The following is a 10,961-nucleotide window of genomic DNA, read 5'->3' as shown; positions in this document are numbered from 1 at the left end:
AAAACCATGGGTGAGCACCTGCTTGTAGGGCGCCACACCATTCATTGCAATGGAGGTTTTCAGGGAGGACTGGAACCAGCCGCGGTGCTGGTCGGAGCCTTCCAGGTACATGTCCGCCGGGAACTGGCCCAGTTCCGGGCGCGGGCGCAAAACCGCCTCGTGGGTTACACCGGAATCAAACCACACATCCAGAGTGTCAGTGACCTTTTCGTAATGCTCGGCGTCACCGCCAAGAATCTGCACAGTGTCGAGGTCATACCAGGCATCAATGCCGCCTTTCTCGATTTCCTTCGCCACGGTTTCGATCAGGTTCCGGGTGTCCGGATGCAACTCCTGGGTTTCCTTATGGATGAACAGGGTGATCGGTACGCCCCAGGTACGTTGCCTGGAAACACACCAGTCCGGCGACTGTCTGAACATGGCCTCGATGCGGTTCTGGCCCCAGCCTGGAATCCAGCGCACTCCCTTGATGGCCGCCAGGGCATCGTTACGGAGGTTTTCCTTATCCATGCTGATAAACCACTGGGGTGTGGCCCGGTAGATCAGCGGCGTCTTGGTGCGCCAGCAATGGGGATAGCTATGGCTGAACTTCTCGGCCCGGACCAGCTTACCCTTACCTTCCAGTGCCGAGCAGACCGGATCATCTGCCTTGTAAACATGCACTCCGGCGAACTCGCCGGCAGCCTGGGTATAGGTGCCATCCGCTTTGACCAGGCTGAGGGTGCCGATGCCATAGGCCTTGCCCACTTCAAAGTCGTCAACACCATGGTCGGGTGCGGTGTGCACGGCACCGGTACCGGCGTCGGTGGACACATGGTCGCCCAGAATCAGCGGAACCTGCTTGTCATACACCGGGTGATGAAGCGCCAGATTCTCCAGTGCAGTACCCGGCACCGCGGCCAGCACCTCAAAACTCTCCACGCCCCAGCGCGACATGATGTCGTCGACCATTTCCGCGGCCACGATCAGGCGTTCTGGGCCCTGGCCGGTGTCGGCCTGCACCAGGGCATACTCCAGCCCGGCGTTAATGGCAACTGCCTGGTTGGCCGGGATGGTCCAGGGCGTGGTGGTCCAGATTACAACCGACACCTCACCTTCCCCCCGGTCAGTCCCGAATGCCTCGAGCACCCGGGCCTGATCAACCAGGGTAAAGCGCACATCAATCTGGACCGATGTCTTGTCCTGGTACTCTACCTCGGCTTCCGCCAACGCGGACTGTCCGACCACGCTCCAGTAAACTGGTTTGAAGCCGCGCACCAGGTGGCCGTTGGCCACGATCTTGCCCAGGGCACGCACAATGCCTGCTTCCACTTGCGGGTCCATGGTCAGGTAGGGCTTTTCCCACTCACCCATCACTCCCAGCCGGATAAAGTCGGCCTTCTGGCCGGCGATCTGCCTGGTGGCGTAGTCGCGGCAGGCCTGACGGAAGGTCTTGTAATCCACCTTTACCCCGGCCTTGCCGATTTCCTGCTCCACCTTGTGTTCGATGGGCAGGCCATGACAGTCCCAGCCCGGCACATAGGGCGCATCGTAGCCCATGAAACTGCGAGACTTGACGATCATGTCCTTGAGGATCTTGTTGACCGCATGACCAATATGAATGCTGCCGTTGGCGTAGGGAGGGCCATCGTGAAGGATGAACTTCTCCCGCCCCTCGCGTTGCTGGCGCAGGGTGCCGTAGACATCCAGATCCTGCCAGCGTTTGAGCATGTCCGGCTCGCGCCTGGCAAGATTACCGCGCATAGGAAAGGCGGTTTCGGGCAGATTCAGGGTGTGCTTGTAGTCGCTCATGATCGTTGTGGGTAACTCAGGTTGTAGAAATGTCGATCCAGGCCCGGGCATCGTCAAAGTCCCGGGCAATCTGATGTTTCAGGTCGTCTACAGAATCAAACTTCACTTCATCGCGAAGAAAGTGGCGGAAAACGACATCAATGCGCTGGCCATAAAGTGTGCCAGTAAAATCCAGCAGGTGCACTTCCAGGGACGGCTGTTTGCCGTCCACCGTGGGACGCACGCCAATGTTTGCAACACCGTCCAGAACGCGGCCATCTGCCAGCGCCACCTGGACAACGTAGACACCGCGCAGGGCAGGCATCCGGGGCAGCATGACATTCGCGGTGGGGGCGCCAATCTGGCGGCCCAGTCGCTGGCCGTGCACGACACGCCCGCGGATACGGTAGCGGTGCCCGAGAAGATCTTCTGCGGCGGCAAGACGGTTTTGCCCCAGCAGCTGGCGAATACGGGTGCTGCTTACCCGGTCTCCGGCTACTTCCACAGTCCGGGTATTTTCCACGCTGAAGCCATGCTTGTCGCCCATGCTTCGCAACAGCGCAAAATCGCCGGCACGATCACAGCCGAAGCGAAAATCGTCCCCCACCACCAGGTGATGAACCCTCAGGCCCCTGATCAGAACGTCCTCAATAAAACCCATACCGGAATAGCTTCGAAACTTTTCGTCGAAGCGCAGGCACAGCACGATATCTATCCCGGAATTCAACAGGGTTTCAAATTTCTGGCGAAAGGACATCAGCCTTGGCGGCGCATCATCGCCCTGAAAAAACTCCCGGGGCTGGGGCTCGAATACCATAACCACCGAGGGAACGCCCAGCGCCCTCGCCCGCTCACGAACCTGGTCAATAATGGCCTGATGGCCCAGGTGAACGCCGTCAAAGTTACCGATCGTCGCCACGCAGCCATTGGCCAACGAAGCCTGTGGCTGCTGCGAGAAGTGCTTGAGGTTGGTCAGGCTCCGGATGAGACGCATGTAAAAGCGAACCCCTGATTTCCAGCGGTGAGAAAACGCGCGATTATACCCTACCTTTGGCGAAAATGTCTTACCCTTACTCCCAGGGCCGCCAGCGCGAAGAAATACACCGCGACCCCTGCCGTCACCAGAATCGCCATGTCCGCCGACCGCTGCCAACCGTCAGCATCCAGCCATTGCGCCAGCGGCGGCTGGAGCCAGAGCACCACGGCTGCCAGGGCGGCATTCGCCACACCGATGCGGAGCAGGAACAGCGGCCAGCCGGACTGCCAGCGCCAGGCACCTTCCCTGATCAACCCACGCCAGAGCAGGCTCGCGTTAAGCCATGCTGACAACGATGTCGCCAGCGCCAGGCCGGCGTGGGCCAGCGGAAACACCAGCGCCAGGTTGAAAACCATATTCGCCGACATGGCAAATATGCCGATCTTTACCGGCGTTTTGGTGTCCTGCCGGGCGAAATACCCGGGGGCCAGCACCTTGATCAGCATGAACGCCAGTAAACCGGCAGAATAGGCCCGCAACGCCTGCCCCGACATCATGACGTCGCGACTGGTAACCTCGCCATAATAGAACAGGGTGGCGATGAGCGGCTCCGCCAGCAGGGCCAGCGCCAGAGCTGCAGGCAGCCCGATCAGCAGCACCGCCCGTACTGCCCAGTCCAGGGTTGCCGCAAACTGGTCAGCGGAGGCATCCGCATGTTTACGGGACAGGCTGGGCAGAATCACCGTGCCAATCGCGATACCGAAAACCCCAAGGGGCAGTTCCGACAGCCGATCGGAGTAATACAGCCAGGACACGCTGCCGGTTTGCAGAAAAGACGCCAGAACCGTATCCAGCAGCAGGTTGATCTGGCTGACCGACACACCGAACAGCGCCGGCAGCATCAACTGCATGATTCGCTTTACCCCCTCGTGGCGGTAATCCACCCGCGGCCGGGGCAGCAGACCCAGGCGCATCAGGAACGGCAGCTGGAAGAACAGCTGCAAGGCCCCGGCGATGAATACCCCCCAGGCCAGGGCCACCACCGGTGTGGCCATTAACGGCGACAGGAAGATCGCTGCGCAGATCATGGCAAGGTTCAGCAACACCGGGGTGAAAGCCGGGATGGCGAAGCGGTCATAACTGTTAAGGATGGAGCCGGCAAAGGCCGTCAGGGAAATCAGAAACAGGTAAGGGAAGGTGATGCGCAGCATGTCGCTGGCAAGGCCGAACTTGAGTTCGTCACCTACAAAGCCCGGAGCAAACACAGCCGTCAGCAGGGGCGCACCCAGCACCGCCGCAAGGGTCACACCAAGAAGAACCAGCCCCAGCGAACCTGCCACCGCGTTCACCAGGCGTCGCACATCAGCAACCGATTGCTGCTGCCGGTAGGAGGACAGCACCGGCACAAAAGCCTGTGCAAACGCGCCTTCGGCAAACAGGCGCCGCAGGAAATTCGGGATCTTGAAGGCGACAAAGAAGGCGTCGGCACCGGCGCCGGCGCCGAAATAACGGGCGATAACCATATCCCGGACCAGACCAAGAACCCGCGAGAGCATGGTCAGCATACCCACGAGCCCCGATGAGCGCAGCAGCCCTGGCGGCTTTGGCAGTGCTTTGGGAGGATCAGCCTGTTCGGGTTCGGTCGACATGGCAAACTCGTTTCGGTAATTCCGTAGCACGTTGCGGGAAAGCCCTGCGGTGAGCCGGGAGTTTAGCACAGCCCTTGCGGTGACTTGCGCTAAAAAGGTTTTAACCTTGACATTCCGAGGTTGTGGCGGCATAGTTCCGCGTCATTTAATTCGACGCGCTGGTTTGGCGCGCCCACGATTTTAAAAATCGATTCACAACGAATTTCAGATTTCACAGATCCCAGGAGTCAAACGGTGGCAAATACCCCACAAGCCAAGAAGCGCGCACGTCAGAATGAGAACAACCGCAAGCACAACGCAAGCCTGCGTTCCATGGCGCGCACTTACATCAAGAAGGTTCAGGCCAGCATTGAAGCCGGCAAGCCGGAAGAAGCGAAAGCGGCTTTCGAAAAAGCCCAGCCGATTATGGACAGCATGGTTAACAAGGGCGTGTTCGCCAAGAACAAGATTGCTCGTCAGAAGAGCCGTCTGAGTGCCCGCATCAAGGCTCTGACAAGCGCGTAAATCGCCGCTGCCAGATGCTGAAAAGAAACCGGCCATTTCGCCGGTTTTTTTTGTGCCTGGTTTTTCAGGGTATGGTGCGCAGCGAAGGCCGGGAATCCCCTCCCAAAACACGCCGTTAACCCCCTTGCGGGTCCGGCCTGCAATCATAGATTGCAGTCGTTCGCCTGCGCATGAAGCTGCGCTTCATAAACGCTTGTCTCACCCATGGGGGCTCGGCATTGCCATCCCTGGCAATGCACGGTTTTGGAAGGGGATTCCCGGCCTTCGCTCCCGACCTTCCGAGTTAATCAGACAATCACCAGATTGTCTCTGTGAACCATTTCTTCATCGGAAATATAACCCAGCACTTCGGTAATGCGCTTGCTGGAAAGCCCGGCGATGGCCCCGGCTTCGTCGGCGTCGTAGTTCACCAGACCCCGGCCGATTTCTTTGTCGTTCTCGTCCACTAAGGAAACCATTTCGCCGCGACGGAACCGGCCGGCAATACCCTTCACCCCGACCGGCAGCAGGCTGCGACCGCCCCGGCAGAGCACAGCAACCGCGCCTTGATCGAGGGTGAGCTTGCCGCGCGTCTGCAGATGGCTGGCGAGCCATTGCTTGCGGGCGGCAATGCGGCCCTGCTCCGGCAGCAGGAGGGTGCCGAGGGCTTCACCTTCGCGAAGCCGGTTGATCACTTTTTCGATTTTGCCACCCACGATAACCGTGAACGCACCGGACCTTGCGGCCAGGCGCGCCGCGCGGACTTTGGTTTGCATACCGCCCCGGCCCAGAGCGCCAACACCGCCAGCCGCCATGGCATCGAGATCGGTGTCTTTGGCCTGGCGCTGTTCCACCAGCGCGGCGTCCGGATTCTTGCGGGGGTCCTTGTCGAACAGGCCGACCTGGTCGGTGAGAATGATCAGGCCGTCGGCCTCGATCAGGTTTGCAACCAGGGCGCCCAGGGTATCATTATCGCCAAAGCGGATTTCGTCGGTAACAACGGTGTCATTTTCGTTAACGATAGGTACTACGCCGAAACCGAGCAGGGCACGTAACGTGCTTCGGGCATTAAGGTAGCGCCTACGGTCGGAGAGGTCGTCGTGAGTGAGCAATATCTGGGCGGTATGTAACTCATGACGCTTGAACTGGGCTTCCCAGGTCTGCACCAGCCCCATCTGACCAACAGCCGCGGCGGCCTGCAACTCATGCAGTTGCTCCGGGCGGACGGTCCAGCCAAGCCGACTCATCCCCTCAGCGACGGAACCAGAGGAAACAATAACGACTTCCACGCCATCACCGACCAGCTCCGCGATCTGGTCTACCCATAAACCCAGAGCAGCCACATCCAGGCCCCGGCCATCATTGGTCAGTAGGGCACTTCCGATTTTAATGACCAGACGTCTCGCCTGGCGCAACTGTACTCGTTTGGTCATGCTATTAATCCGTGCGTTAGTAAGCGAACAGGTCGTTGCAAAACACGCTGTTAATACCTCCCTGTACGCTCGGGCTCCGCCATCCCTGGCTCCGCACGGTTTTGCAACGACCTGTTCGCTTACTTTCTTGCTTACCAGTAACTCGGTCCATAGATGAGCCGGTGGGCAGGGCCTTGCGGGAACGTCAAAAACAGGGATGTTTTTGTCGAGCGTACAGGGACGTATTCACAGCGTGTCCCGCAAGGCCCTGCCCACCGGCGACGAACACCGTCACTCGGGAGCGTAAACCACTTCAACATCATAATCATCGTCATCATCACTGTCCTGACGCGCTTCGCGGCGAATCTGGCGCTCTGCTTCAATTCTGGCGCGCGCTTCCTCATCCATCTGGCGGCGGCGAGCGGCTTCGCGTTCGGCAAACTCCGGATTTTCGGCTTCTTCCCGGGCCTGATCTTCAATCCAGCGCATGACCGCCTGGGTTAGCGACTTGGTGCCTTCACCGCTCAGTGCAGAAATCCAGAAGACGGGGCCTTGCCAGCCAAGTTCGTCAACAATCGCCTGACAATGGGCATCCCGATCTTCTTCGGACAGCATGTCGACTTTGTTCAGAACCAGCCAGCGCTCGCGGTTGGCCAGGGTCTCGCTGAACTTTTCCAGTTCGTGCTCGATGGCACGGACGCTTGCGACCGGTGAAGACTGGTCATAAGGTGCAACATCCACAAGGTGCAGCAGCAAACGGGTACGCACCAGGTGTTTGAGGAAGCGGATACCCAGACCAGCGCCTTCCGCTGCGCCTTCAATCAGCCCGGGAATATCGGCAATCACGAAGCTCTGGTGAGCCTGTACACTGACAACACCCAGGTTCGGTACCAGGGTGGTGAACGGATAATCCGCCACTTTGGGTTTGGCGGCCGATACCGAACGGATAAAGGTGGATTTACCAGCGTTGGGCATACCCAGCAGGCCGACGTCTGCCAGCACCTTGAGTTCCAGCCGCAGGTTACGGAGCTCGCCTTCAGAACCGTTGGTGGTCTGGCGCGGAGCGCGGTTTACCGAGGACTTGAAGCGGGTGTTGCCAAGACCATGAAAACCGCATTGAGCCACTTTCAGGCGCTCGCCGGCGCGGGTCAGGTCGCCCAGTACTTCGTGGGTGTCCATATCGACAACGGTGGTACCGACCGGCACTGGCAGGATCAGGTCCTCGCCCTTGATACCGGTGCAGTTACGGCCCGAGCCTGGCTGGCCGTTTTCGGCCTTGTGCTTGCGCTGGAACCGGTAATCAATCAGCGTATTCAGCGCGCTGTCGGCCTCCAGGTAAACGGAACCACCGTCACCACCGTCGCCACCATCGGGCCCGCCTTTTGGCACATATTTTTCGCGGCGAAAACTCAGACAGCCATGGCCGCCTTTGCCTGCCTCTACAATGATGGTGGCTTCGTCTACAAACTTCATGATCAACCCTTTGCGCGTGGCGCATAAACCAAAAAGCCCCGCAGCCTCTGGGAAGCTTTGCGGGGCTCCGGGCCGCACTGACAGGTTACCCCGCCGGTGCTGCCGAAGGTTCGACAGAACCTGAGATCGCCACGACTTACGCCGCCGGAACGATGCTCACAAACTTGCGGTTGTCGGGACCTTTCACTTCGAACTTGACCTGCCCTTCCGCAGTTGCGAACAGGGTATGGTCCTTGCCGAGGCCAACATTCTGTCCGGCGTGGAAACGGGTTCCGCGCTGACGAACAATGATGCTGCCTGAAGATACAGTTTCACCGCCGAAACGCTTCACACCAAGTCGTTTCGACTCGGAATCGCGACCGTTACGGGTACTACCTGCTGCTTTTTTGTGAGCCATTACAAGCCTCCTTATCTAGGGGGTGGTTCCAGAGCTTCAGCCCTTGATACCCGTGATCTTGACTTCAGTAAACCACTGGCGGTGGCCCTGACGTTTCATGGAATGCTTCCGGCGCCGGAACTTGATGATCTGGATCTTGTCGTGACGACCGTGGTTCACCACTTCGGCAGTCACTTTGGCACCGACTACAACCGGTGCGCCAACCTGGACCCTGTCACCATCGGCAACCAGCAGAACGCGATCAAACTCAACGCTTCCACCCGTTTCCACTTCCAGCTTTTCCAGCTTCAGCGTTTCGCCTTCTTTTACCCGGTGCTGCTTGCCACCGCTAACAATAACTGCGTACATTGACCTTCTCCGCGATTGACCCATCCCTGCTCTTATCCACCTGGTTCTAAGGGAAGCGCTCTGGCGACCCTATAGCAGGGAGCGCAGGTTGGGATGAGTTGGGCGCGTGATTGTACGAAAAGACGCACTGCAACACAAGTGAAGTTGACACTGATCGGCGCAATACCTAGCATTGCGCAACCTGCCACCATCAGCAAACCAGCCACCCGTCGCGAAACACAAGGAACCGGATCAGCCCCATGACATCCCAGCGCATTCATGACACAGTCGCGGACGACTTCAGCCGGGTCAATGATCTGATTATCAAGCGGTTAGCGTCAGACGTGCCACTGGTCGAGAAGATCGCCCAGTACATTATCGAAAGCGGCGGCAAACGCCTTCGCCCCCTGCTGGTGCTGCTATCCAGTCAGGCAGTTGGCTATAAAGGTGATGGTCACCTGAAACTCGCCGCCGTCATTGAATTCCTGCATACCGCGACGCTGCTCCACGATGACGTCGTGGACACCTCCGATCTTCGCCGCGGCCGCAGCACCGCCAATGCCCGCTGGGGCAATGCACCCAGTGTCCTGGTCGGTGATTTTCTTTACGCCCGTGCGTTCGAAATGATGGTGGAACTGCAGAGCCTGCGCATCATGGATGTTCTGTCTCATGCCACCGCTGTTATTGCCGAAGGTGAAGTGCTCCAGTTGATGAACGTCAAGAATCCGGATGTCTCTGAAGACAGCTACATGGAGGTCATTCACAACAAAACCGCCATGTTGTTTGAGGCCGCCTCACACACGGGAGCACTGCTGGCGGGTGCCAGTGCCGAACAGGAACGCAGCCTGCGGGATTACGGCAAACACCTGGGCCTGGCGTTCCAGTTGGTGGACGATCTTCTGGACTACCAGGGAAATGCCGAGGACATGGGCAAAAACGTCGGTGACGACCTCGCCGAAGGCAAAACCACGCTGCCTCTGATTCATGCCATGAGCAAAGGCACCCCGCAAGAGCAGCGACTGATCCGTCAGGCTATCCGCAAAGGCGGGCTGGATGACCTGCCAGCTATCCTCGACACTGTCAGACGCACAGGTGCCCTTGATTACACCATGGCGAAAGCCACGGAGCAGGCCAGCCTGGCGGCGGCCTGCCTGGATGTTCTTCCCGGGTCAGATTATAAACACGCGCTGGGATTGCTGGCCGACCTGGCGGTTTCGCGGGTTAGCTAGTGCCTGTCTGACTTCCCGGATGAGCGCCTGGCTCAAGCCTGGGAACTCACCCCAAAGCCTCCCTGCCATGAGGCGCATCGAAATCCAGTTGCGGCCCCACTGGCACGATCTGGGTCGGATTGATCGTGCGCTGACTTACATAGTAGTGGCGCTTGATTGCACGGATATCGACCGTATCGGCCACGCCGGGCACCTGATATAGATCACGAACATAACCGGACAGCGCCGGAAAATCCGCAATCTGCTGGCGGTTGCACTTAAAGTGGCTGTAATAAACAGCATCGAAACGGATCAGCGTGGTAAACAGGCGCCAGTCTGCCTCGGTCAGCCGGTTCCCCGCCAGGTAGCGCTGCGAGCCCAGCCGCGTTTCCAGCCAGTCCAGCGAAGCAAACAGGGCTTCATAGGCCTCCTCGTACCTGTCCTGAGCAGTTGCAAAGCCGGCTTTATATACGCCGTTATTGACCGTGTGATAGACCCGCTCATTCACCTCGGCAATCTCGCCACGAAGTTCCTGCGGATAAAAGTCCAGGTCCGTGCGAACACCCTCAAGCCCGTCAAATGCCGAATTGAACATGCGGATAATATCCGCTGATTCATTGCTGACAATCGTCTGCTTTTTCTTGTCCCACAGCGTAGGCACCGTCACCCGCCCGGAATAATCCGGCGCAGCCTCGAGATAAACCTCATACATGAACCGCTTGCCGTTCACATCATCCCGGTGCGCGGGCTCATCCGGCCGGAATTCCCAGCCGTTTTCCAGCATATCCGGATGCACCACAGACACAGAGATATGCTGCTCCAATCCTTTCAGAGCGCGGAAGATCAGCGTGCGGTGCGCCCAGGGGCAGGCCATGGCCACATAAAGATGATAGCGCCCGGATTCGGCCGCAAAGCCACCCTCCCCGTCCGGACCCGGCGAACCATCAACGGTTACCCAGTTGCGAAACCGGGCCGCCTCGCGCTCGAATTTGCCACCGGTTTTCGAGGTGTCGTACCACTGATCGTGCCACTTGCCATCAACAAGAAGTCCCATGAAGCCTCCACTTATACTAATGAGTACGAAAGTAGGCGGACACGTCCATTCAGGACACGCCGTGAATACCCCTGCGGGGTCCAGCCAGCAATCACAGATTGCTGTCGTTCAGCTGTCGCATGAAGCTTTGCTTCATAAGCGCTCGGCTTCACCCATGTAGGCTCGGATGCAGCATCCCTGCTGCATACGGTCCTGAATGGACGTGTCCGCCT

Annotated in this window: 10 protein-coding genes; 2 read left to right on the top strand and 8 right to left on the bottom strand. The window is 58.8% G+C overall.

What is annotated here, in order from left to right; translation table 11 throughout:
• From ileS to murJ, 3 genes are all read right to left on the bottom strand, one after another.
• On the bottom strand, window positions 1–1,791 hold a 1,791-nt coding region (ileS, locus tag VJ956_RS05635), incomplete at its 3' end, for an isoleucine--tRNA ligase (protein WP_324082646.1).
• Between the two features lie 16 nt (window positions 1,792–1,807).
• Window positions 1,808–2,764 (bottom strand): bifunctional riboflavin kinase/FAD synthetase, encoded by a 957-nt coding sequence (ribF, locus tag VJ956_RS05630; RefSeq protein ID WP_324082644.1) that lies wholly within the window; start codon window positions 2,762–2,764, stop codon window positions 1,808–1,810.
• Between the two features lie 50 nt (window positions 2,765–2,814).
• Window positions 2,815–4,395: a murein biosynthesis integral membrane protein MurJ gene (gene murJ, locus VJ956_RS05625; RefSeq protein WP_324082642.1), complete on the bottom strand. Its 1,581-nt coding sequence runs from the start codon at window positions 4,393–4,395 to the stop codon at window positions 2,815–2,817.
• A 234-nt stretch (window positions 4,396–4,629) separates the two neighbouring features.
• Between murJ and rpsT the strand changes: the two genes are divergently transcribed.
• Complete coding sequence (rpsT, locus tag VJ956_RS05620) at window positions 4,630–4,899, top strand: 30S ribosomal protein S20 (RefSeq protein WP_324082640.1); 270 nt, start codon at window positions 4,630–4,632, stop codon at window positions 4,897–4,899.
• 287 nt (window positions 4,900–5,186) lie between these two features.
• Here the strand turns inward: rpsT and proB are convergent, their stop codons facing one another.
• From proB to rplU, 4 genes are all read right to left on the bottom strand, one after another.
• Entirely contained in the window at window positions 5,187–6,311 is a 1,125-nt protein-coding gene (gene proB / locus VJ956_RS05615; RefSeq protein WP_324082638.1) for a glutamate 5-kinase, read from the bottom strand.
• Between the two features lie 270 nt (window positions 6,312–6,581).
• Window positions 6,582–7,763 (bottom strand): Obg family GTPase CgtA, encoded by a 1,182-nt coding sequence (gene cgtA, locus VJ956_RS05610; RefSeq protein ID WP_324082636.1) that lies wholly within the window; start codon window positions 7,761–7,763, stop codon window positions 6,582–6,584.
• 136 nt (window positions 7,764–7,899) lie between these two features.
• Window positions 7,900–8,160: a 50S ribosomal protein L27 gene (rpmA, locus tag VJ956_RS05605; RefSeq protein WP_324082634.1), complete on the bottom strand. Its 261-nt coding sequence runs from the start codon at window positions 8,158–8,160 to the stop codon at window positions 7,900–7,902.
• Window positions 8,161–8,196: 36 nt separating this feature from the next.
• Window positions 8,197–8,508 (bottom strand): 50S ribosomal protein L21, encoded by a 312-nt coding sequence (gene rplU / locus VJ956_RS05600; RefSeq protein WP_324082632.1) that lies wholly within the window; start codon window positions 8,506–8,508, stop codon window positions 8,197–8,199.
• 239 nt (window positions 8,509–8,747) lie between these two features.
• On the opposite strand from rplU, the gene ispB reads away from it, so the two are divergent.
• Window positions 8,748–9,716, top strand: a complete 969-nt coding sequence (ispB, locus tag VJ956_RS05595) for an octaprenyl diphosphate synthase (RefSeq protein ID WP_324082630.1) — start codon at window positions 8,748–8,750, stop codon at window positions 9,714–9,716.
• Window positions 9,717–9,762: 46 nt separating this feature from the next.
• On the opposite strand, the gene VJ956_RS05590 is transcribed toward ispB, so the two are convergent.
• Window positions 9,763–10,749 (bottom strand): glutathione S-transferase family protein, encoded by a 987-nt coding sequence (locus VJ956_RS05590; protein ID WP_324082629.1) that lies wholly within the window; start codon window positions 10,747–10,749, stop codon window positions 9,763–9,765.
• Window positions 10,750–10,961: the final 212 nt, after the last annotated feature.

Source organism: Marinobacter sp. (genome assembly GCF_035268745.1).
Taxonomy (GTDB): Bacteria; Pseudomonadota; Gammaproteobacteria; order Pseudomonadales; family Oleiphilaceae; genus Marinobacter.
The sequence above is the reverse complement of the archived record's forward strand: the minus strand, read 5'-3'. Positions and strand labels throughout refer to the sequence as shown.

Coding starts and splice junctions, on each gene's coding strand:
- ribF (WP_324082644.1), bottom strand. CDS start 2,764: ATGCGTCTCATCCGGAGCCTGACCAACCTCAAGCACTTCTCGCAGCAG.
- murJ (WP_324082642.1), bottom strand. CDS start 4,395: ATGTCGACCGAACCCGAACAGGCTGATCCTCCCAAAGCACTGCCAAAG.
- proB (WP_324082638.1), bottom strand. CDS start 6,311: ATGACCAAACGAGTACAGTTGCGCCAGGCGAGACGTCTGGTCATTAAA.
- cgtA (WP_324082636.1), bottom strand. CDS start 7,763: ATGAAGTTTGTAGACGAAGCCACCATCATTGTAGAGGCAGGCAAAGGC.
- rpmA (WP_324082634.1), bottom strand. CDS start 8,160: ATGGCTCACAAAAAAGCAGCAGGTAGTACCCGTAACGGTCGCGATTCC.
- rplU (WP_324082632.1), bottom strand. CDS start 8,508: ATGTACGCAGTTATTGTTAGCGGTGGCAAGCAGCACCGGGTAAAAGAA.
- ispB (WP_324082630.1), top strand. CDS start 8,748: ATGACATCCCAGCGCATTCATGACACAGTCGCGGACGACTTCAGCCGG.
- VJ956_RS05590 (WP_324082629.1), bottom strand. CDS start 10,749: ATGGGACTTCTTGTTGATGGCAAGTGGCACGATCAGTGGTACGACACC.